Annotated in this window: 18 protein-coding genes and 2 pseudogenes; 12 read left to right on the top strand and 8 right to left on the bottom strand. The window is 71.3% G+C overall.

The annotated features are described in order from the left end of the window. Nucleotides 1-68: 68 nt before the first annotated feature. Both M4D82_RS11185 and M4D82_RS11180 read right to left on the bottom strand, forming a co-directional pair. Entirely contained in the window at nucleotides 69-1,208 is a 1,140-nt protein-coding gene (locus M4D82_RS11185; RefSeq protein ID WP_502989059.1) for an alpha/beta hydrolase, read from the bottom strand. Nucleotides 1,209-1,422: 214 nt separating this feature from the next. After that, nucleotides 1,423-2,094: a TetR/AcrR family transcriptional regulator gene (locus M4D82_RS11180; RefSeq protein ID WP_249765905.1), complete on the bottom strand. Its 672-nt coding sequence runs from the start codon at nucleotides 2,092-2,094 to the stop codon at nucleotides 1,423-1,425. A gap of 117 nt (nucleotides 2,095-2,211) precedes the next feature. Between M4D82_RS11180 and M4D82_RS11175 the strand changes: the two are divergent. Both M4D82_RS11175 and M4D82_RS11170 read left to right on the top strand, forming a co-directional pair. After that, nucleotides 2,212-3,829 (top strand): annotated as a pseudogene (locus M4D82_RS11175) (MFS transporter); the annotation flags it as partial. 184 nt (nucleotides 3,830-4,013) lie between these two features. Further along, complete coding sequence (locus M4D82_RS11170; RefSeq protein WP_249771695.1) at nucleotides 4,014-4,406, top strand: peptidase inhibitor family I36 protein; 393 nt, start codon at nucleotides 4,014-4,016, stop codon at nucleotides 4,404-4,406. 54 nt (nucleotides 4,407-4,460) lie between these two features. Here M4D82_RS11170 and M4D82_RS11165 read toward each other — a convergent pair. Then, a pseudogene (locus M4D82_RS11165) lies at nucleotides 4,461-5,249 on the bottom strand (potassium channel family protein); the annotation flags it as partial. 99 nt (nucleotides 5,250-5,348) lie between these two features. Further along, on the bottom strand, nucleotides 5,349-8,081 hold the full coding sequence (aceE, locus tag M4D82_RS11160) for a pyruvate dehydrogenase (acetyl-transferring), homodimeric type (protein WP_249765903.1): 2,733 nt from the start codon (nucleotides 8,079-8,081) through the stop codon (nucleotides 5,349-5,351). 435 nt (nucleotides 8,082-8,516) lie between these two features. Between aceE and M4D82_RS11155 the strand changes: the two genes are divergently transcribed. The 6 genes from M4D82_RS11155 to M4D82_RS11130 all read left to right on the top strand — a co-directional run bounded on the left by M4D82_RS11155 (nucleotide 8,517) and on the right by M4D82_RS11130 (nucleotide 13,091). Then, a complete protein-coding gene (locus M4D82_RS11155) occupies nucleotides 8,517-8,942 on the top strand; it encodes a DUF3052 domain-containing protein (RefSeq protein WP_249765902.1) in 426 nt (141 codons plus the stop codon). Between the two features lie 196 nt (nucleotides 8,943-9,138). After that, nucleotides 9,139-9,597 carry a peroxiredoxin gene (locus M4D82_RS11150; RefSeq protein ID WP_249771693.1) on the top strand — a complete coding sequence of 153 codons (459 nt, stop codon included), beginning with the start codon at nucleotides 9,139-9,141 and terminating at the stop codon, nucleotides 9,595-9,597. Between the two features lie 172 nt (nucleotides 9,598-9,769). Next, on the top strand, nucleotides 9,770-10,345 hold the full coding sequence (locus tag M4D82_RS11145; RefSeq protein ID WP_249765901.1) for a TerD family protein: 576 nt from the start codon (nucleotides 9,770-9,772) through the stop codon (nucleotides 10,343-10,345). A gap of 119 nt (nucleotides 10,346-10,464) precedes the next feature. After that, on the top strand, nucleotides 10,465-11,040 hold the full coding sequence (locus M4D82_RS11140) for a TerD family protein (protein WP_249765900.1): 576 nt from the start codon (nucleotides 10,465-10,467) through the stop codon (nucleotides 11,038-11,040). A 28-nt stretch (nucleotides 11,041-11,068) separates the two neighbouring features. Continuing rightward, complete coding sequence (locus M4D82_RS11135; RefSeq protein ID WP_249765899.1) at nucleotides 11,069-12,184, top strand: DUF475 domain-containing protein; 1,116 nt, start codon at nucleotides 11,069-11,071, stop codon at nucleotides 12,182-12,184. A 163-nt stretch (nucleotides 12,185-12,347) separates the two neighbouring features. Further along, nucleotides 12,348-13,091 (top strand): TerD family protein, encoded by a 744-nt coding sequence (locus tag M4D82_RS11130; RefSeq protein ID WP_249765898.1) that lies wholly within the window; start codon nucleotides 12,348-12,350, stop codon nucleotides 13,089-13,091. Nucleotides 13,092-13,121: 30 nt separating this feature from the next. Here the strand turns inward: M4D82_RS11130 and M4D82_RS11125 are convergent, their stop codons facing one another. Next, on the bottom strand, nucleotides 13,122-13,952 hold the full coding sequence (locus tag M4D82_RS11125; RefSeq protein WP_249765897.1) for a TerD family protein: 831 nt from the start codon (nucleotides 13,950-13,952) through the stop codon (nucleotides 13,122-13,124). Nucleotides 13,953-14,148: 196 nt separating this feature from the next. Between M4D82_RS11125 and M4D82_RS11120 the strand changes: the two genes are divergently transcribed. From M4D82_RS11120 to M4D82_RS11105, 4 genes are read left to right on the top strand one after another with little or no spacing between them, the layout of a single operon-like run. Then, a complete protein-coding gene (locus M4D82_RS11120) occupies nucleotides 14,149-15,324 on the top strand; it encodes an HpcH/HpaI aldolase/citrate lyase family protein (protein WP_249765896.1) in 1,176 nt (391 codons plus the stop codon). Beyond that, entirely contained in the window at nucleotides 15,321-17,855 is a 2,535-nt protein-coding gene (locus tag M4D82_RS11115) for a phosphoribosyltransferase (RefSeq protein ID WP_249765895.1), read from the top strand. Before M4D82_RS11120 ends, M4D82_RS11115 begins: the two co-directional genes overlap by 4 nt. Continuing rightward, the gene (locus tag M4D82_RS11110) at nucleotides 17,852-18,673 is read left to right on the top strand and encodes an HAD family hydrolase (RefSeq protein ID WP_249765894.1); all 822 of its coding nucleotides are present in this window, start codon (nucleotides 17,852-17,854) and stop codon (nucleotides 18,671-18,673) included. Before M4D82_RS11115 ends, M4D82_RS11110 begins: the two co-directional genes overlap by 4 nt. Further along, the gene (locus tag M4D82_RS11105) at nucleotides 18,670-19,329 is read left to right on the top strand and encodes an O-methyltransferase (RefSeq protein WP_249765893.1); all 660 of its coding nucleotides are present in this window, start codon (nucleotides 18,670-18,672) and stop codon (nucleotides 19,327-19,329) included. The genes M4D82_RS11110 and M4D82_RS11105 overlap by 4 nt, the downstream gene beginning before the upstream one ends. Before the next feature lie 54 nt (nucleotides 19,330-19,383). Here the strand turns inward: M4D82_RS11105 and M4D82_RS11100 are convergent, their stop codons facing one another. From M4D82_RS11100 to M4D82_RS11090, 3 genes are all read right to left on the bottom strand, one after another. Further along, on the bottom strand, nucleotides 19,384-19,602 hold the full coding sequence (locus M4D82_RS11100) for an FmdB family zinc ribbon protein (protein WP_249765892.1): 219 nt from the start codon (nucleotides 19,600-19,602) through the stop codon (nucleotides 19,384-19,386). Between the two features lie 10 nt (nucleotides 19,603-19,612). After that, nucleotides 19,613-20,173 carry a DUF4383 domain-containing protein gene (locus M4D82_RS11095; RefSeq protein ID WP_249771691.1) on the bottom strand — a complete coding sequence of 187 codons (561 nt, stop codon included), beginning with the start codon at nucleotides 20,171-20,173 and terminating at the stop codon, nucleotides 19,613-19,615. Between the two features lie 272 nt (nucleotides 20,174-20,445). Beyond that, nucleotides 20,446-21,690: a coiled-coil domain-containing protein gene (locus M4D82_RS11090; protein WP_249765891.1), complete on the bottom strand. Its 1,245-nt coding sequence runs from the start codon at nucleotides 21,688-21,690 to the stop codon at nucleotides 20,446-20,448. Between the last annotated feature and the right edge of the window lie 66 nt (nucleotides 21,691-21,756).

The raw sequence follows: 21,756 nt of genomic DNA, 5'->3' as shown, positions 1-21,756 counted from the left end.
CGCGTCGCCCCTCGTTCCACAGCAGGATTTTTCCGGACGCTACGCGTGTCATCGAGGGGCGGTGCGCGTCAGCGGCCGTCCGCGGTGGAGATTTCGCGTCGACAGGCGTCGCCGCCGTCCGCGCAGGCGACGGAAGAGAACGCGCCGGTTCCGATCCGGGCGAAGTTGTCGAGGGAGGCGGTGCCCGGCTCGAAATAGCCGGTGTGGCTCTTGGCTCCGGTCGAGGACAGCAGCCGCGCGCCGAACTCCGGGGACACCGGGTCCGCGCCGTGGCCGAGCCCGCCGAGCTCCAGGTGCGGTACGTCGGCGATCCAGTCGCCCTCGTCGCGCATGGCCCACACCCGCGCGGAGGTTCCCAGTTCGGCGGTGTTGTCGGCGCGCATGCCGGGGCTGCCGGCGACCACCAGGTCCGTGACCCGGTCCGGGAGGCGGCGCGCGGCGACCCCGCACACCACCGACCCGTAGCTGTGGCAGAACAGGGCGACGCTCGCGTCCCCGGGCAGGGCCGCCGCCAGGGACTCCAGCCGCGCCGCGCCCTGGACGGCGAGCCGGCCGGTGGCGGCGTCCACGCCGACGCCGGTGGGCGCGGTGTAGCCGGCCCAGGCGATGACGGCGGTGCGCTCGCCGGGCGCGGCCGCGCGTTCGGCTCCGTAGAGGGAGGCGGCCATGCCGGCGGGGGCGGTGAGGCGGCGCTGGGTGCGTTCGAAGGTGAGGGCGTCGGTGTCCGCGCCGGGGACGATCACGGAGACGCGGTCGGCGGCGTCGAGGTCGCCGAAGACCTCCGCGACGAGGCCGCCGCCGGTGGGGTCGAACACGAGGATCTGGCGGCCCGCTTCGGCGAGGGCCGCGAAGCGGTGGGCGCGCCGTCCGGCGGTGTCCCGGTCGGCGGGGGTGAGGGCGATGTCCTCGGCGCGGGCCAGTTCCACCAGCCGGGCGTGCTCCAGCGAGGCGCGATTGGCGCGGTAGCGCAGGGCGGCCGGGACTCCGTCGAGGTTGCCGACGACGAGCGGGTAGGCGTCGGCGAGTCGGGTCCGCTGGTGTCCGTCGAGCTCGGCGAAGAAGCGGGCCACCGTCCGTACGGGCGCGTCGGCGGGCGGGACGATCCGGCCGTCGACCCGGGCCGTGGCCCACGCGGCGAGCGCGGCGGCGCGCGGCGCCACTCCGGACTCGGGGCGGTGCACGGCCGTCCAGCCCGTGGTCGCCAGCATGACGAAGACGACCGCGAGCGCGAGCAGGGTGCGCAGGGCGGTAACGCGCGCGGGGGCGTCTGACGTGGAGTGGGCGAGGTGGCCGGGCAGATTCACTGGAGCCAGATTAGGAGACCACCGGAGGCCGTGGCGTGCGGGGTGACAGGGCTCACGGCCGACCGTGGGACAAGCACCCCCGATCGTCACGCTGCGTCGCGGTCCGGGCGGTCGGTGCTCAACTCCGGGCGGCTGCCGCGCGCCAGTCGCCGGCCAGCGCCGGGCCGATCTGGTCGAGGTAGGCCTCGGTCATCCGTCGGATCGCGGAGACGCTGGTGTCCTCGCCCTGACCCCAGAGCCGACCGGTCACCCGCATCACGCCGCAGAACGCGGCGACGGCCACCCGGGGGCGCGGATCGGAATCCAGGTCCAGTCCCTCGCGGGCGGCGACGAGCCCGGACAGCTCCTCCTCCAACTGGGCCGAGCGGCGCAGATGGACGGCGAGCAGGGCCGGTGTGGACTCGATCAGTTGATAGGCCCGCATGTACAGATCGACGGGCACCACATCGGAAATGGCCTGGTCGACGGTGTCCCAGGCGTCGAGTACGGCGCCGCGCATGGCCTGGAAGGGGGTTTCGGCGGCCGGGCGGTCGCGCAGCGCCGCGAGGAAGTGCGACTCGACCAGATCCTGGACGGCGAAGGCCACCTCCTCCTTGTTCGCGAAGTAGCGGAAGAAGGTGCGCTGGGAGACCTCGACCGCGTCGGTGATCTCGTCGACGGTGGTCTCCTCGTAGCCCTGGGAGACGAAGAGGAGCAGGGCGGAGCGCAGGAGGGCGTCGCGGGTGCGGCGCTTCTTGCGTTCGCGGAGCCCGGCCGCCGGCGGGTTGGGCGCCGGCCGCGGTTCGGTCATCACCGAGGGGTCCTTCCTGACACGGAGTGAGCGGTCAGGGTACCTGTGACCGACCTGACAGAGGCTGTCACACCGAGCCGTCTGTGAAGTGTCAGCGGCTGTCACTAGCCTGATCGCATGACGTCCCAGATCACCCTCGCCAAGGAATCAAGCCCCCCACCGGCCAACTCCGGACTGCGCGGTCACCCGTGGCTCACGCTGTTCGCCGTGGCGATCGGGGTCATGATGGTCACCCTCGACGGCACCATCGTCGCCGTCGCCAATCCCGCCATCCAACAGGACCTCGGCGCCACCCTCGCCGAGGTGCAGTGGATCACCAACGGCTACCTGCTGGCCCTCGCGGTCTCCCTGATCACCGCCGGCAAGCTCGGCGACCGCTTCGGACACCGCCAGACCTTCCTCATAGGCATCGCCGGCTTCGCCCTCTCCTCCGCCGCGATCGGCCTGTCCACCGGCGTCGGCCTGGTCATCGCCTTCCGCGTCGCCCAGGGCGTCTTCGGCGCCCTGCTGATGCCGGCCGCCCTCGGCCTGCTGCGGGCCACCTTCCCCGCCGAGAAGCTCAACATGGCCATCGGCATCTGGGGCATGGTCATCGGCGCCTCGACGGCCGCCGGCCCCATCGTCGGCGGCCTGCTCGTCGAGCACGTCAGCTGGCAGTCCGTCTTCTTCATCAACGTGCCCGTCGGCGTCATCGCCCTGCTCTTCGGGCTGTTCATCCTGCTCGACCACCGGGCGGACAACGCCCCGCGCTCCTTCGACCTGCTGGGCGTCCTGCTCCTGTCGACGGCGATGTTCTCCCTCATCTGGGCGCTCATCAAGGCCGCCGAATGGGGCTGGGGAGACACCAAGACGCTGCTTTTCCTCGCGGCCTCCGTCGCCTGCTTCCTGCTCTTCGCCCTCTGGGAGACGCGCGTCCGCGAGCCGCTGATCCCGCTCGGCATGTTCCGCTCGCTGCCCCTGTCCGCCGGCACCGTGCTGATGGTCCTGATGGCCTTCGCCTTCATGGGCGGCCTCTTCTTCGTCACCTTCTACCTGCAGAACGTGCACGGCATGAGCCCCGTCGACAGCGGCCTGCACCTGCTCCCGCTCACCGGCATGATGATCATCGGCTCGCCGCTGGCCGGCGCGGCGATCACCAAGGTCGGCCCGCGCGTCCCGCTCGTCGCCGGCATGGTCGCCACCGCCGCCGCCTGCTTCGGGATGGCCGAACTGACCCCCGACACGGGCACCCTCGCCATGTCGCTCTGGTTCGCCCTCCTGGGCCTCGGCCTCGCCCCCGTCATGGTCGGCGCCACCGAGGTCATCGTCGGCAACGCCCCGCTGGAGCTCTCCGGCGTCGCCGGCGGACTCCAGCAGGCCGCCATGCAGGTCGGCGGCAGCCTCGGTACGGCGGTGCTCGGAGCGGTCATGGCGGCCGAGGTCAGTGACACGTTCGGGGACAACTGGCAGGCGGCGCGGCTGCCCGCGCTCTCCCCCGAGCAGCTCGACCTCGCGGAGCAGGCCGCCCAGGTCGGCTTCGCCCCGGTGCCGCCCGGCACGCCCGAGCCGGTCGCCCAGGCCATCGCCGCCGTCGCCCACGACACCTTCGTCTCCGGCATGAGCACGGCCTTCACCGTCGCCGGCGTGGTCGCCGTCCTCGCCGCGATCGTGGCCTGCTTCACCAAGCGCGGGGCGAACGCCGCCGGAGCGGGCGCCGCCCACATCTGACGGGCCCGTCCGACCGGCCCGCCGAGGCGTTACGGCCCGGTCAACAGGCAGCCCGCGACAGCCCCGCCGGATGGTTCCGGCGGGGCTGTCGTGTATCAGGGTGGTCCGGCCGCCGCCCCCTTCCGCTCGGCCGTCCTCGCAGGTCAGCGTGGTGCCACGGAGCTTTCGGAAACCCTCCGGGGCCCGTTCGTCAACGAGGAGTCGATTCCGTCATGCGTACGTGGAGCACCGCACCCGTCACCACCCTCGCCGCCGTCTTCCTGGCCGCCGCCGCCCTCGTCCCGACCGCGGCCACCGGCGCGCACGCCGCCGGGCCGCCGACGCTCGGGGCCTGCGCCACCGGGCAGCTGTGCCTGTGGGCGAAGTCGGAGTTCAAGGGGACCCGGCACACCCACGAGCTGAGCACGCTCGACATCAACAGCTGCACCGCCCTGCCGGCCGGGGCGAGCGCGCAGTCCCTCACCAACCGCACCGGGCGCCCGGTGACCACGTACCAGTCGGCCGAGTGCGCGGAGACCGGCGAGTTCCAGACCTACCCGGGCGACGGCGTCTGGTTGCCCCAGTCGCCCTACCAGGTCAGGGCGTTCAAGGTGTGGGAGCGGTGACCGGCTGATCGCGGCCACCGCGGTCCGAGCCCGCGTCAGCCGGGCCCGCGTCGGTCGGGCCGGCGTCGGTCGGGCCCGCGTCAGCGGGGCCGCGCCGGCCGGGGCCGCGCCGTCACGGCGCTGCGTGGCGAGCCGGGCCACCTCGGCGCGCAGCGCCCGTACCTCGCCCTGGAGCTCGCGGATGGCCGCCAACTGGAGGCGTTCCACCTTGTCGTCCCGTTCGAAGCGGGCGATGAACCAGGCGGCGATGTTGGCGGTCACCACACCCAGCAGGGCGATCCCCGACAGCATCAGCCCGACCGCCAGGAACCGTCCCAGGCCGGTGGTGGGGGAGTGGTCCCCGTACCCGACCGTCGTCATGGTGGTGAAGGACCACCACACCGCGTCACCCAGGTTCCTGATGTTGCCGTCCGGGGCGTCCCGCTCCACGCTCAGCACGGCGAGGGAGCCGAACATCAGCAGCCCCACCACCGCCCCGGCCACGTACGTCGTCAGCCGGATCTGCGGCGCCATCCGGGCCCGCCGGCCCACCAACAGCAGGGTCGCGACCAGCCGCAGCAGCCGCAGCGGCTGCACCAGCGGCAGCACGACGGCGGCCAGGTCCAGCCAGTGCGTCCGCACGAAGCGCCGACGGTCGGCCGCCAGACCCAGCCGGACCAGATAGTCCGAGGCGAAGGCCGCCCACACCACCCACTCCGCGTACGCACAGGCCCGGTGCACCCCCGCGTCCGCGTCCGGCACGACGATGGGCACGGCGTAGGCCAGCGCGAACGCCCCGGCGAGCACCAGCAGCGGGAGCTGCGTACGGCGCTCCCACCGGGCCTGACGTGAGGGTTCCTTCATGCCAGGCATCGTAAAGAACGCGTAAGGGGTGTCGGGACACGGGTCCCGACACCCCCACGGAAGGGTGAGGCCGCGGCCTCTTTCCGTTCTCCCGCGTCGCTACGCGTCGCCGCCGGCCGCGCCCGGGTCGGCCGCGCTCACGTCCAGCAGCCGGTACCGGTCCACGGCCTGCTTCAGCGCCGAACGGTCGACCTTGCCCTCACGGGCCAGCTCGGTCAGCGTCGCCAGGACCACCGACTGGGCGTCGATGTGGAAGTAGCGCCGCGCCGCGCCCCGCGTGTCCGCGAAGCCGAAGCCGTCCGCGCCCAGCGAGGTGTACGTCCCCGGCACCCAGCGGGAGATCTGGTCCGGCACCGACCGCATCCAGTCCGACACCGCCACGAACGGCCCCTCGGCCTCCGACAGCTTCCGCGTCACGTACGGGACGCGCTGCTCCTCCTCGGGGTGGAGCAGGTTGTGCTCGTCCACCTCGACGGCCTCGCGCCGCAGCTCGTTCCAGGAGGTCGCCGACCAGACGTCCGCCCGGACGTTCCACTCGGCGGCCAGGATGCGCTGGGCCTCCAGCGCCCACGGCACGGCCACGCCCGAGGCCAGGATCTGCGCCGGGATCGCCCCCGACTCGCCCCGCGCCACCCGGTGGATGCCCTTGAGGATGCCGTCCACGTCCACGTCGGCCGGCTCGGCCGGGTGCTGGATCGGCTCGTTGTAGACCGTCAGGTAGTAGAAGACGTCCTCCGCGTCGGGGCCGTACATCCGCCGCAGACCGTCCTGGACGATGTGCGCGATCTCGTACCCGTACGCCGGGTCGTACGCCACACAGCCCGGGTTGGTCGACGCCAGCAGCTGGGAGTGACCATCGGCGTGCTGGAGACCCTCACCCGTGAGGGTGGTCCGTCCGGCGGTCGCGCCCAGGACGAAACCGCGCGCCAACTGGTCGGCCATCTGCCAGAACTGGTCACCGGTGCGCTGGAAACCGAACATCGAGTAGAAGACGTAGACCGGGATCAGCGGCTCGCCGTGCGTGGCGTACGCCGAACCCGCCGCGATCAGCGAGGCCGTGCAGCCCGCCTCCGAGATGCCGTCGTGCAGCATCTGGCCGGTCGGGGACTCCTTGTACGCGAGCAGCAGGTCACGGTCGACCGCCTCGTACTGCTGGCCCAGCGGGTTGTAGATCTTGGCGCTCGGGAAGAACGCGTCCATGCCGAACGTGCGGTACTCGTCCGGCGCGATCAGCACGAACCGCTTGCCGATCTCCTTGTCCCGCATCAGGTCCTTCAGGATGCGGACGAACGCCATCGTCGTGGCGATCGACTGCTGGCCCGAGCCCTTCTTGGCCGCCGCGTACGTCTTCTCGTCGGGCAGCTGGAGCGGCTTGGCACGCACCACGCGGGTGGGCACGTAGCCGCCGAGCGAGCTGCGACGGTCGTGCATGTACTGGATCTCGGGCGAGTTGGGGCCCGGGTGGTAGTACGGCGGCGCGCCGCCCTCCAGCTGCTTGTCCGTCACCGGGATGTGCAGGCGGTCGCGGAAGCGCTTGAGGTCGTCGACCGTCAGCTTCTTCATCTGGTGCGTGGCGTTGCGGCCCTCGAAGTTGGGACCGAGCGTCCAGCCCTTGACCGTCTGCGCCAGGATCACCGTCGGCTGGCCCTTGTGGGCCTTGGCCGCCGCGTACGCCGCGTAGATCTTCTTGTGGTCGTGGCCGCCGCGACCGAGGTGCAGCAGCTGCTGGTCGCTCATGTTCTCGACCATCGCCCGCAGCCGCTGGTCGTCGCCGAAGAAGTGGTCGCGGATGTAGGCGCCCGACTCGGTCGCGTACGTCTGGAACTGCCCGTCGGGCGTCGAGTTCATCTTGTTGACCAGGATGCCGTCGCGGTCCTGCGCCAACAGCGGGTCCCAGGAACGGTCCCAGATCAGCTTGATGACGTTCCAGCCGGCGCCGCGGAACTGCGACTCCAGCTCCTGGATGATCTTGCCATTGCCCCGGACGGGGCCGTCGAGGCGCTGGAGGTTGCAGTTGACGACGAACGTCAGGTTGTCCAGCCCCTCGCGGGCGGCGATCGACAGCTGGCCCAGCGACTCCGGCTCGTCCATCTCGCCGTCGCCGAGGTACGCCCAGACGTGGGACTTGGAGGTGTCCGCGATGCCGCGCGCCTCCATGTACCGGTTCATCCGCGCCTGGTAGATCGCCCCGAGCGGGCCGAGGCCCATGGAGACGGTCGGGAACTCCCAGAAGTCCGGCATCAGCCGCGGGTGCGGGTAGCTGGACAGGCCGTACGGGGCCTTCGACTTCTCCTGCCGGAACGCGTCGAGCTGCTGCTCGGAGAGCCGGTCCAGGAGGTAGGCGCGGGCGTAGATGCCGGGGGAGGCGTGCCCCTGGAAGAAGATCTGGTCGCCGCCGTCGCCCTCGTCCTTGCCCCGGAAGAAGTGGTTGAAGCCCACGTCGTAGAGGGAGGCGGAGGACGCGAAGGTCGCGATGTGGCCGCCGACGCCGATGCCCGGACGCTGGGCCCGCGAGACCATGACGGCCGCGTTCCAACGGGTGGCGTTCAGGACCTTGCGCTCGATCTCCTCGTTGCCGGGGAAGAACGGCTCGTCCTTGGTGGCGATCGTGTTGACGTAGTCCGTGCTGCGCATCTCCGGCACGGCCACGCGCTTCTCGCGGGCCCGCTCGATCAGCCGCAGCATCAGGTAGCGGGCGCGCTCACGGCCCCGCTCGTCGACGGCGGCGTCCAGGGAGTCGAGCCACTCCTGCGTCTCCTCCGGATCGAAGTCCGGGACCTGACTCGGCAGGCCGCCAATAATGATCGGATTGCGATCGGATGCGGAAGCCACGCTGTTCCTTCGCTGTCGGGGGAGTCGTGCCTTGGGTCGCCGCCTCCCATGGTCTTACGCCCGGCCGAAATCTTCACCTCTACCACTGGGTAACACCTGGAGCGGCGAAGGAGCGGCCGGGGGCCGGGTCGCGTGCCTGGTCAAACCGCAACCTTACGCCTCACGCGATCAACGGGTTCGGAAGGCCGTTCGTCCCTCAAACAGGTAGGAAAGTCCTCATGCGATGCCGAATGAGGAGAATGGTGTGGGATGAATCACCAGTGGTCCACCCCGGAAGCCTGAAAGTTGCGGCGAGACGGCCGTAATCGTCACCGTTTCGACGGTCTCGGCGGCCGGGTACTTGCGCGATCCGCCGCTCCCGTGTGGACTACGCCCAATGCTGCGCGTACGCGCGCCGCCGAAAGACATTCACCGAACATGAGCAGGAGGCACCCCGTGAGCGCGACCGCGGACCACGCGGAGAGCCTGGCCGCCCGGCTGGGTTTCCAGTCCGAACAGGTGGTCCAGGAGATCGGCTACGACGAGGACGTCGATCAGGATTTCCGTGAAACTGTCGAGAGCCTCGTCAGTGAACTCGCCGACGAGGACTACGACGACGTCGCCGACGCGGTGCTGTTGTGGTTCCGCGACGAGGACGGCGATCTGACGGACACCCTGGTCGACGCGACCGAGCTGGTCGAGGACGGCGCACTGATCCTGCTGCTGACCCCCAAGACGGGCCGTGACGGCTACGTCGAGGCCAGCGACATCAGCGAGGCCTCCGCCACCGCCGGCCTCTCGCTGGCGAAGGGCCTGCCGGTCGGCAAGGAGTGGACCTCCACCAAGCTGACCAAGCCGAAGAACGCCAAGACCAAGCGCTGAGCCGCGCCCCGCAGCCAAGCGGAAGCACACCCCGCCGACCCGGAATGCCGAGGTCGGCGGGGTGTGCTCGTTCCGCGCCCGGCGGACCCGGCCTCATCCGCCCCCGATTCGACCCCGATCCGTCGGGCACCCCCTAGGCTGGGCCTCACTCGAACGGCCCCGCGTGGGGCGATCCAAGGACGAAGGGATGCGACAGATGGCGATCGAGGTCGGCAGCAAGGCCCCGGACTTCGAGCTCAAGGACAACCACGGCGCCACCGTGCGGCTCTCCGACTTCCGGGGGGAGAAGGCCGTCGTGCTGCTCTTCTACCCGTTCGCCTTCACCGGCGTCTGCACCGGCGAGCTGTGCGAGCTGCGCGACCAGCTCCCCCGCTTCCAGAACGACGACGTCCAGCTCCTCGCCGTCTCCAACGACTCGGTGCCGACCCTGCGGGTCTTCGCCGACCAGGAGAACCTGGACTACCCGCTGCTTTCCGACTTCTGGCCGCACGGCGAGACCTCCCGCGCCTACGGCGTCTTCGACGAGGAGAAGGGCTGCGCGGTCCGCGGCACCTTCGTCATCGACAAGGACGGCATCGTGCGCTGGTCCGTCGTCAACGGGCTGCCCGACGCGCGTGACCTGAACGAGTACATCAAGGCCCTCGACAGCCTCTGAGACCCCTGATGTCCCCGCCGGGGGCCCCGGAGAAGGCCCAGGGCGGGTTTCCGCAGGCCGCTCCGTCCGAAAACCGCCCTGTGGGCGGGAACCCGTCACTAGGATCGAACCGTTGATCCTGTAGCAATCGCACGACGGGGCCTCGCCCCACACACATACCAATGGAGGACCCGTGGGAGTCAGCCTCAGCAAGGGCGGCAACGTCTCGCTGACCAAGGCCGCGCCTAACCTGACGGCGGTCATCGTCGGTCTGGGCTGGGACGCTCGCACCACCACCGGTGTCGACTTCGACCTCGACGCCAGCGCGATCCTGACCAACGACCAGGGCAAGGTCGCCAACGACTCGAACTTCGTGTTCTTCAACAACCTGAAGAGCCCGGACGGCTCGGTCGAGCACACCGGTGACAACACCACCGGTGAGGGCGAGGGTGACGACGAGGCCATCAAGGTCAACCTCGCCGGTGTCCCGGCCGATGTCGCCAAGATCGTCTTCCCCGTCTCGATCTACGAGGCCGAGAGCCGCCAGCAGAGCTTCGGTCAGGTCCGCAACGCCTACATCCGCGTCGTGAACCAGGCCGACAACACCGAGCTGGCCCGCTACGACCTCTCCGAGGACGCCTCGACCGAGACCGCCATGGTCTTCGGCGAGCTGTACCGCAACGGCGCGGAGTGGAAGTTCCGCGCGATCGGCCAGGGCTACGCCTCGGGTCTGCGCGGCATCGCGCAGGACTTCGGCGTCAACGTCTGAGTCCGACAGCAGTCCGTCCGTCCGGCGCCGTGCACTGTGTGTACGGCGCCGGACCGGCTTCGCCACCATGAGCACGGTGGTTCGGCCACCACACCACGTCGTCCGGGGAGGACCACAAGATGGGCGTCACACTCGCCAAGGGGGGCAACGTCTCCCTGTCCAAGGCCGCACCGAACCTCACCCGGGTTCTGATCGGTCTCGGATGGGACGCGCGCTCGACCACGGGGGCGGACTTCGACCTCGACGCCAGCGCGCTGCTGTGCAACAGCGGCCGCGTGCTCGGGGACGAGTACTTCGTCTTCTACAACAACCTCAAGAGCCCCGAGGGCTCCGTCGAACACACCGGGGACAACCTCACCGGCGAGGGTGACGGCGACGACGAGTCGATCATCATCGACCTCACGAAGGTCCCGGACCGGGTCGACAAGATCGTCTTTCCGGTCTCGATCCACGACGCGGACAACCGCCGGCAGAGCTTCGGCCAGGTGAGCAACGCCTTCATCCGCGTGGTCAACATGGCGGACGACCAGGAACTGGCCCGCTACGACCTCACCGAGGACGCCTCCAGCGAGACCGCGATGATCTTCGGCGAGGTGTACCGCTACGGCGGCGAATGGAAGTTCAGGGCGGTGGGGCAGGGGTACGCGTCGGGCCTGAGGGGCATCGCTCTAGACTTCGGGGTCAACGTTTCGTAAAGCCGTACAAGACGATGGGGTGCCGGTAGTGGTTCTCAAAACCTTCGGCTGGTCGTTCGCAGTCACTGCGCTCGGTCTGGTCGCAGCGGTGTTCTACGGGGGGTGGACCGCTTTTGGGATCGTGGCGATCCTGTCGATCCTCGAGATCTCGCTGTCCTTCGACAACGCGGTGGTCAACGCCGGAATCCTGAAGAAGATGAATGCCTTCTGGCAGAAGATCTTCCTCACCATCGGCGTCCTCATCGCGGTCTTCGGTATGCGACTGGTCTTCCCCGTCGTTATCGTCGCGATCAGCGCCAAAATCGGGCCCATCGAGGCCGTCGACCTGGCGATCTCCGACAAGGAGATGTACCAGCAGCTCGTCACGGACGCCCACCCGTCCATCGCCGCCTTCGGCGGAATGTTCCTGCTGATGATCTTCCTCGACTTCATCTTCGAGGACCGCGACATCAAGTGGCTCGCCTGGCTGGAGCGTCCTCTCGCCAAGCTCGGCAGGATCGACATGCTGTCCGCCTGCATCGCGCTGATCATCCTGGTCATCACCTCGATGACCTTCGCCACCAACGCCCACCAGCACGGCGGCGCCCACGTGGACAAGGCGCAGACCGTCCTGATCTCCGGTGTCCTCGGCCTGATCACCTACATGGTCGTCGGCGGCCTCTCCGGCTACTTCGAGAACAAGCTGGAGGAAGAGGAGGAAGCCGAGCACGAGGCGGAGGAGGCGGCCAAGAAGGCCGGCAAGCCCGTTTCGGCCGTCGTCATGGCCGGCAAGGCCGCGTTCTTCATGTTCCTCTACCTCGAAGTCCTCGACGCCTCGTTCTCCTTCGACGGGGTCATCGGCGCCTTCGCGGTCACCAACGACATCGTGCTCATGGCCCTCGGCCTCGGCATCGGTGCCATGTACGTCCGGTCGCTGACGGTCTACCTGGTCCGCCAGGGCACCCTCGACGAATACGTCTACCTGGAGCACGGCGCGCACTACGCCATCGGCGCCCTCGCCGTGATCCTGCTCGTCACCATCCAGTACGAGATCCCCGAGGTCATCACGGGCGGCATCGGCGTGCTGCTCATCGCGTGGTCCTTCTGGTCCTCGGTGCGCCGCAACAAGCGCCTGGAACTGGAGGGTTCCGCCGCCGAGGCATGACCTCGCCGGTAATGCGGAACGCTCCAGATGCGGGGCGGCCTTGGGTCCACGGACCCGGCGGGCCGCCCCGCTTCCGCGTGTGCGGGGGGACAAGCCAAGACAAGGCGAGACACGCCAAGACAAGGCATGACAAGGGAAAAGGGACCAGGGGGGGTAGGGGGACATGGGGTTCTTCGACGGGATCAGGGGCGCTCGCGCCATGGGGTTCGACTCGGGCCAGGCCTCGTCGAACGCGATCGAGCTGACCAGGCGCCAGCCCACGGTGTCGCTGACCCGCCAGCAGGCGGTCCACGGCAATCTGCGCGTGAACCTCTCCTGGCGGATGCGCACCTCCGACATCGGCGGCCGGACGGCCGGCCAGAGCGGGCAGCTGTTCCGGCATCCGTTCAAACTGTTCAAGCCCGACATGGTGCAGGCCCACACCCAGGGGATGGTCAACGTCGACCTGGACATGGGCTGCCTCTACGAGCTGACCGACGGCACCCGGGGCGCCGTACAGCCGCTGGGGAACCTGCTGGGCGACCTGAACGATCCGCCGTACGTGAAGCTCAGCGGCGACGACCGGTTCGGCTCCGCCTCCGGGGAGACGCTGTACATCAACCTCGACCACGCCGACAAGATCAAGCGGCTGCTGGTCTTCGTGTACATCTACGACCAGACCCCGGCCTTCGACCGGACGCACGCCCTGGTGACCCTCTACCCGGTCACCGGACCGCGCATCGAGATCCCGCTGGACGAGCGGCAGCCGCAGGCCCGCTCCTGCGCGGTCGTCTCGCTGGAGACCGTCAAGGGCGAGCTCGTCGTCCGGCGGGAGGTGAAGTTCGTCTACGGGTTCCAGGCCGAGCTGGACCGGCTGTACGGCTGGGGGCTCCAGTGGGGCCGGGGCTACAAGAGCACCAAGGCCTGACGGGAGCCCCGGGCGCGGTCAGCGGCGGAGTCAGCGGCGGATGAACTGCGGACCCTGCACCGGCAGCCGGAACGCCGGGTCGCCGCCCGGGGCCGGCACCGGGGCCGGAGAGACCGGCTGCGGGTAGCCGTACGCCGGCTGCGCGGCCGGCGGGGCCTGCGTGGGCGGGGCGGGCGGAACCGGCGGTGTGGGCGGCGCGGGCACGGGCGGGTGCATGGCGGCGGTGCGGTCGTCGCCGGCGGCGGGGGAATCGGGGCCGGCGGAGCCGGTGGCGGACTCGCCGGAGCCCTCGGCCGCCTCGGCGGCGTTCTCGTCGACGGAGATGCCGTGATCGGTGGCGAGGCCGACCAGGCCGTCGCGGTAGCCCTCGCCCAGGGCGCGGAACTTCCACCCCTCGCCCCGGCGGTAGAGCTCCCCGCAGATCAGGGCCGTCTCGTCGCCGGTCTCGGGGCGGACATCGAAGTGGGCCAGCGGCTCGGGGCCGCCGCCGGGGGTGGCGTCGTAGAGCAGGATCCGCAGGTCACGGACCTGCTGGAAGGGGACGTCCTCGGCGGAGGCCACCACCAGGATCCGGTCCACGGCCGGGGTGACCGAGCGCAGGTCGGCCTGGACGGCGTCGGTGACCGAGTCGCCGACCTGCTTCTTGCCCAGTCGCCAGACCGCCCCCGAGGGGTGGCGGGGCTGGTTGTAGAACACGAAGTCCTCGTCCGAGCGCACGCGCCCGTCCGCGCCCACGAGCAGCGCCGAGGCGTCCACGTCCGGCACCTCGGGCCCCGTCGTCCAGCGCAGCACCGCCCGGACCGCCACGGGGGCCACCGGGATGTTCGAGCCCTTCTGCATCGCGTGCGTCATGCCCGTCATCCTGCCCTCCCGGACACGACCGGGACAATGCGGCCCCCCGAAGGGCCTTGTAAGGGCCTTGTACGGAACGCGACGGATGGGCATGGTGCAAGAGGGTTACCGGAACTTCATGTGTTTGAGGAACTCTTGACTTACGTTCGTACGTACTATTACCGGCCACGCCAGTTGGGCCGCCGAGGCAGTACGGGGGAAGCACATGCGTCACTTCGGGCACATTTCGCCCACGGCCCGAAAGGACCTCTTCCACCAGGAGCCGGCCGAGTTCACCCTGACCTCCCCGGCCCGGACGCTCGCCGCCGGCCTCGGGGCGACCCTCTACAGCCCGGCCACCCGGCCGCACCTGGCCGCCGACATCCGCAAGCAGGCCGCCCGCGGAGTCGTCTCCATGGTCCTCTGCCTGGAGGATTCCATCAGCGACGCCGATGTCGTGGACGGCGAGGAGAACCTCGTCCGGCAGTTCGCGACCCTCGACGCCGAGAGCGCGGACGGCGCCGAGCCGCCGCTGCTGTTCATCCGCGTTCGCACCCCCGAGCAGATACCCGACTTGGTGCGCCGCCTCGGCGCCACCGTGCGACACCTGGCCGGTTTCGTACTTCCCAAGTTCACGGAACGTCGTGGCGTCCCCTTCCTCGACGCCATCGCGGCGGCGGAAGCCGCCGCCGGACTGCCCCGGCTGTACGCGATGCCGGTCCTGGAGACCCCCGACCTGCTCCACCTCGAAACCCGCGTCGAGGCCCTCGCCGGCATCTCGCGCACCGTCAACCGCTACCGCGAGCGCGTCCTCGCCCTGCGCCTCGGCGTCACCGACTTCTGCTCGGTGTACGGCCTGCGCCGCACCCCCGACATGACCGCCTACGACGTCCAGATCGTCGCCGGCGTCATCGCGGACGTGGTCAACGTCCTCAGCCGCGCCGACGGCACCGGCTTCACCGTCACCGGCCCCGTCTGGGAGTACTTCCGCAGCCAGCAGCGCCTCTTCAAGCCCCAGCTGCGCCGCAGCCCCTTCCTGGCGGAGGGCGTGGAGGAGCTGCGTACGGCCCTCATCGAGCACGACCTCGACGGGCTGCTGCGCGAGATCGAGCTCGACCGGGCCAACGGGCTGCTGGGCAAGACCTGCATCCACCCGGCGCACGTCACGCCCGTGCACGCGCTGTCGGTCGTCTCCCACGAGGAGTTCAGCGACGCCCAGGACATCCTGCGCCCCGAGCGGGGAGGCGGCGGTGTGATGCGGTCCGCTTATACGAACAAAATGAACGAGGTGAAGCCCCACCGGGCCTGGGCCGAGCGCACCATGCTGCGCGCCGAGGTCTTCGGTGTGGCGCGGGAGGAGGTCGGCTTCGTCGACCTCCTGACGGCGGGACTCCAGGTGTGAGCACCCTGAACAGGAAGAAGGACGAGACGATCGACGAGACGACGGACGCGGTGTGGTCGGGCAGCTGGGTCGCGGACCGGCTGGGCGTGGCCCTGCGGGACGGGGACGGCGGCGACGGCGGCAACGGCGGCGACTTTGCCGTCCCCGGCGCCCCGCGCCTGGACGCCCTCCTCGGGCTCGCGCTGCGCCGCAACCCCAAGCGGGCCCACCTGCTCGTCTCGCGGGTGCTGGGCAAGCACGTCCCGCAGTCGCCCGCGGTCGTCCACGCCGCCGGGTACGGGCTCGGGGAGCGGGTCCGGGAGCTCCTCGGCGCGGACGGGGCCGCCTCGGCGGTGGTCCTCGGGTACGCCGAGACCGCGACCGGCCTCGGCCACTGCGTCGCCGACGGCCTCGGCAGCGCCCCGTACCTGCACTCCACCCGGCGCCCGGTGGCGGGCGTCGAGCCGGCCGGCGGTTTCGAGGAGTCCCACTCGCACGCCACCTCGCACCTGCTGCTGCCGCAGGACCCGCTCCTGCTGGCGGGCGACGGCCCGCTGGTCCTCGTGGACGACGAGTTCTCCACCGGCAACACCGTCCTGAACACCATTCGTGACCTGCACGCCCGCCACCCCCGCCGGCACTACGTGGTCGTCGCCCTGGTGGACATGCGCTCCGCCGCCGACCGCGACCGGCTCACCGCCTTCGCCGAGGGGCTGGGCGCGCGCGTGGACCTGATCGCCCTGGCCTCCGGCACGGTGTCCCTCCCGGACGGGGTGCTGGCCAAGGGGCAGGCGCTGGTCGAGGAGCACGAGGGGAACGCGTCCTGCGACGAGCCCGTTCCTGCGCGGCTCCCCGCCGTCACCCGGATCGCGCTCGACTGGCCCGCCGGGGTGCCCGACGGCGGCCGGCACGGCTTCACCCCCGCCCACCGCGACGCCCTGGAGGCGGCGCTGCCGCGCCTGGCCGAGCAGCTCGCCGCCGCGCTCGGCGCGGAACCGGGACGGGTCCTCGTACTCGGCAACGAGGAGCTGATGTACGCGCCGCTGCGGCTCGCGCTGGCGCTGGAGGAGTCCGGGGCCGCCGGCGAGGTGCGGTACTCGACCACCACCCGCTCGCCGGTCCTGGCCGTGGACGACCCGGGCTACGCCATCCGCACCCGGCTCGTCTTCCCCGCCCACGACGACCCGGCCGACGGGCCCGGAGACCGGTACGCGTACAACGTGCGCGGCGCCGGCTTCGACGCGGTCGTCGCCGTGGTCGACTCGGCCGGCGACACCCCCGCCCTGCGGACCGGCCTGCTGGCCGCCCTCGCCCCGCACACGGGCCGGGTCCTGCTGGCCGTCGTCCCGTCGTACGTGCCGCCGTACGCCCTCTCGCACGTCCCCGACCGGCAGGAGCCGATCATGCCCGAGCTGCCCGAGCCCCTGCGCGGCCCGGCCTTCTCCTCGTACGCCCCCGAGGACGTCGGCTGGCTGCTCCAGGACCTCTCCGGGGTCGAGCTGGAGGCGCCGACCGAGGAGCGCGAGGAGGCCATCCAGGCGGGCGGGGCGCACTACGCCGAGTCCCTGCCCGTCGAGTACCAGCCCTCCGACGCCTACCAGGCCCTCTACCGCAGCGCGCTCGACGCCTCCGCCGCACGGATGGCCCGCGCCGTCGGCACCGTCACCGAGACCGTCCTCGCCGAGCGTTCCCCGTCGCCCGTGCTGGTCTCGCTGGCCCGCGCCGGCACGCCCGTCGGTGTGCTCATGCGTCGCTGGGCGCAGGCCCGGCACGGCCTGGACCTGCCCCACTACGCCGTCTCCATCGTGCGCGGCCGGGGCATCGACGCCAACGCCCTGCGGTGGCTGGCCGCCCACCACGACCCGTCCGACGTCGTCTTCGTGGACGGCTGGACCGGCAAGGGCGCCATCACCCGCGAGCTGCGCGAGGCGCTCGCCGCGTTCGAGGGCTTCAACCCGGAGATCGTGGTGCTCGCCGACCCCGGCTCGTGCGTGGAGACGTACGGCACCCGCGAGGACTTCCTGATCCCCTCCGCCTGCCTGAACTCCACGGTGTCCGGCCTGGTCTCCCGTACCGTGCTGCGGTCCGACCTGGTCGGGCCCGCCGACTTCCACGGCGCGAAGTTCTACCGCGAACTGGCCGCCGCCGACGTCTCCACCGACTTCGTCGACGCCGTCGCCGCCCGCTTCGAGGAGGTCGCCGACGCCGTCGACGCCGAGGTCAAGGAACTCCTCGCCGCCGACCGCACCCCCACCTGGGTGGGCTGGGCCGCCGTCGAGCGCATCAGCGAGGAGTACGGCATCCACGACGTCAACCTCGTCAAGCCCGGCGTCGGGGAGACCACCCGGGTCCTGCTGCGCCGCGTACCGTGGAGGATCCTGGCCCGCCGCGGCGCCGGGCCCGACCTGGACCACGTACGCCTGCTCGCCGAGCAGCGCGGGGTGCCGGTCGAGGAGGTCGACGGGCTGCCGTACACCTGCGTAGGACTCATCCACCCCCGCTTCACGCGTGGCGCCACGGGCGCCGACGGAAAGGCTGTGGCCACCCAGTGACCGTCCTCGTAGCCAGTGACCTGGACCGTACGCTCATCTACTCCGCGGCCGCCCTCGGCCTGACCATGCCCGACGCGCAGGCCCCGAGGCTGCTGTGCGTCGAGGTGCACGAGAGCAAGCCGCTGTCGTACATGACGGAGACGGCCGCCGGGCTTCTCGCGGAGCTGGCCGCCGACCCGTCCGTGGTCTTCGTCCCGACCACGACGCGCACCCGCAAGCAGTACCAGCGCATCCGCTTCCCCGGCCGACCGGCTCCGTACGCGATCTGCGCCAACGGCGGCCAGCTGCTGGTGGACGGGGTACCCGACCGGGACTGGCGGCGGGCCGTGGCCTCGCGCCTGGCGCGCGAGTGCGCCCCGCTGGAGGACGTGCACCGCCACCTGCTGGCGGTGTCCGACCCGGCGTGGCTGCGCAAGACGCGCGTGGCGGAGGAACTGTTCGCGTACCTGGTCGTCGAGCGCGCGCTCGTGCCAGAGGAGTGGCTGAAGGCCCTGGCCGAGTGGGCCGAGGCGCGGGGCTGGACGGTCTCGCTCCAGGGCCGCAAGATCTACGCGGTGCCGCGCCCGCTGACCAAGAGCGAGGCCATGCGGGAAGTGGCCCGCCGTACCGGGGCCACGACGACGCTCGCCGCCGGCGACTCGCTGCTCGACGCCGACCTGCTGCTGGCCGCCGAACGGGCGTGGCGCCCGGGGCACGGCGAACTCGCGGACGCGGCCTGGACGGCGCCCTCGGTGACGGCGCTGGGCACGGCCGGCGTCATGGCGGGTGAGGAAATCATCCGCGCGTTCGCGGCCGAGGTTGCCACACTGACGGCATGACCAAGGGCAACAGCACCAAGATCACCGACGAGCTGTACGCGTACATGCTCACGCACAACCCCCCGCTGGACGCGATCCAGCGGGGGCTGGTCGAGACGACGTACGAGAAGTTCCCGGACTCGGCGGGCATGCAGTCCGCGCAGGAGCAGGGCCCGCTGCTGGCCTTCCTGGTCCGGCTGACGGGCGCCCGACACATCGTGGAGGTCGGCACCTTCACCGGCTTCTCGGCCCTGTCCATGGCACAGGCCCTGCCGCCGGACGGCCGCCTCGTCGCCTGCGACATCTCCGAGGAGTGGACGGCGTACGGGCGCGAGGCCTGGGCCGCCGCCGGCGTCGCGGACCGCATCGACCTGCGCATCGGACAGGCCCTCGACACGCTGCGCGCCATGCCGACGGAGCCGCACATCGACCTCGCCTACATCGACGCGGACAAGGAGAGCCAGATCCTCTACTGGGAGGAACTGGTGCCGAGGATGCGTCCGGGCGGCCTGATCGTGACGGACAACACCCTCTTCCACGGCACCGTGCTCGACGAGTCGCCGGGCAGCCGGGGCGCGAGCGTCCGGGCGTTCAACGACCACGTCGACGCGGACACGCGGATGGAGTCCGTCCTGCTGGCGATCTCGGACGGACTCACCCTCTCGCGCAAGCGCTGACGGCCGCGGGGGCCGTGGCGACCGGCTGACGGCCGGGCTGATGGTCGCGGCGAATTACCCGCAGGCCCCGCCGCCGCAGCAGCCTCCGCCCCCGCCCATGGCGCGGGCCGGCGCGGGCGCGCCGCTCGTCCCGCCGACGGCGACCGCCGACAGCAGCTTGACGGTGTCCGCGTGCCCGGCGGGGCAGTCGGCGGGAGCGGAGGACTCGGCCATCGGACGACTGACCTCGAAGGTGTCGTCGCAGGTCCGGCAGCGGAATTCGTAACGGGGCATGCGGCTCAGATTAAGAGGCGCGGGGGTGTTCGGGAAGTACGGCCCTCCGTGCCCGCTGCTCGCGCGCCGCCTGTTCGGGGTGGCGGGCGCGCCAGTACGGGTTGTCGTGCGGCAGGGCGCTGCCCACCCGCCCGTACATCCCGAACCACATCAGCATCACGCCGACGACGAAGCTGAACAGCACGTTCGGAATCCTGAAGGCCAGGAAGTTGAAGTCCGAGTCCAGCAGCGCGAGGTTCACGAAACCACTCGCGATGAACGCCAGGCCCAACACGATGTTCAGGGTCGAGGCGAAGGTGCCGCCCACCACCATCCCGGTGAACAGCAGCGCGCCGATGCAGATCGACAGGACGCTCAGCGCGCCGTTGGTGTTCAGGGCGAGCACCGTGTCGCCGCCGGTGTCGAAGAAGCCGATCCGGTTGACGAGCCCGAGGATGCCGAAGACGACCAGCAGCAGGCCCATGAGGCCGGCGCCGACCCGGTAGACCGTGCTGAGCTTGTGGTCGGTGGGCAGATGCTCGTCGAGCCGGGCGTTGACGGGGTGCAGGATACGCCCGAAGCGCCGCGTCAACCGGTCGGACCGGTGTGGGCCGGGGGGCGCGGTCTGCTCGTGGGGCACGTAGGGCGCGTAGTGCTCGTGCGGCTCGGTGCACCCGTACGCCGCGTGGGGCGCGTAGGACGGGTGCGGTTGGCGGATCTGGCGCCTCTGGCGCGGCTGGTGGGCCTTGTGGGACTTGTGGGCGGCGTGGGCAGCCATGGTGCCCTCCTCTGCTCCGTTCCCGGCACCTCCCAGCATCCGCCGCGGGCCGCGACGAAACAACCGGGACCCCTCGCTACCCTTCGCTACCCCTGGCCGCGCTCCGCCCGGATCCCGTCCACCACCCGCTGGACGGCTGCCCGTACGTCCGCCATCTCCAGCAGGAACGCCCAGTAGTCCGGATGCCGCCCGTCCAACCCCGCCACCGCCCGGTCCACCCGCGCCACCGCCTCGTCCAGCGGACGCGCGTGCCGCGGCTCGGGAACGCTACGGCCCGCCATCGCCAGGCGTTGCGCGTCCCGGATCGCGAACCGGGTCCGGTCCACCTCCGCCTTCGGATCCCGCGCCACCGCCTCCAGCCGCGTCAACCGGTCCTGCGCCGCCGACACCGCCTCGTCGCTCGCGTCCAGGGCGCTGCGCACCGCCTCCACGAGCGCCCCCACGTCGGCCCAGCGTTGCTCCTCCCGCGCCCGGCCCGCCTCCCGCAGCCGCTCCTGCGCCCGCGCGACGTCCCGCACCGCCTGCTCGGGAACCTGCTGGAGGTCCTGCCAGCACGCCGCGCTGAACCGCCGGCGCAGCTCGCTGAGCACCGGATCCACCCGCTCCGCCCGATGGCGCAGGGCCTGCGCCCGGGTGCGCAGGCTCACCAGCCGCCTGTCGATCTCCGCCGCCCGCTCCGGCAGCCGCGCCGCCTCGGCCCGTACGGCCTCCGCGTCCCGCAGGATCCGGTCGGCCCGCTGCACCGTCTCCTGCACCCCGTGCAGCGCGGCGCCCTGGTTCAGCTTCGTCAGCTCCGGGCCCAGCGCGGCCAGCCGCGCCGCCAGGTCGTCCGCCCGAAACCCGCCCGCCCGCGCGGCGTCCAGCGCGCCCGTCGCCGCCAGCAGCGCCGCCTTCGCACGCTCCCGCGCCGGCGCGACCCGCGCCAGCTGCGTCTCCGCCTTGTCCAGCAGCGGCTGCAGCCCCTGCGCGAACCGCTCCAGCTCCCCCTGGACGCGTACCAGCTCGTCCTTGGCACGGGTCAACTGCTGCCGTGCCTGCGCGGCGGCCGAGCCCTCCAGATCGACCCGGTCCAGGTCGTGCGCGTCGACGGCCTCGATGTACACGTGGCTGACCTCGTCGATCCGCCGCCCGAGGGCGGCGAACCCCTCGGTGGCCTGCCGGGCGGCGGGAGACCCGTCCGCGGCGGCGATCGTCTCGATGGAGATCCGCAGATCCCGCTGCGCGGTGTCCAACGCGTAGAACGCCGCGGCGGCGGCATCCTTCGCCGCCTGCGCGTCAGCCCGCCGACTCTCGTCCCGCCCACCGAACCACCGCCGGGATGCCGTTGTCACAGTGCCTCTCCCGTACCCCGTCCGCCACCATGCCCCGGTCCATTCTCCCCCACGGCAACGCGTTTG

This window comes from Streptomyces sp. RerS4, assembly GCF_023515955.1.
Taxonomy (GTDB): Bacteria; Actinomycetota; Actinomycetes; order Streptomycetales; family Streptomycetaceae; genus Streptomyces.
The sequence above is the reverse complement of the archived record's forward strand: the minus strand, read 5'-3'. Positions and strand labels throughout refer to the sequence as shown.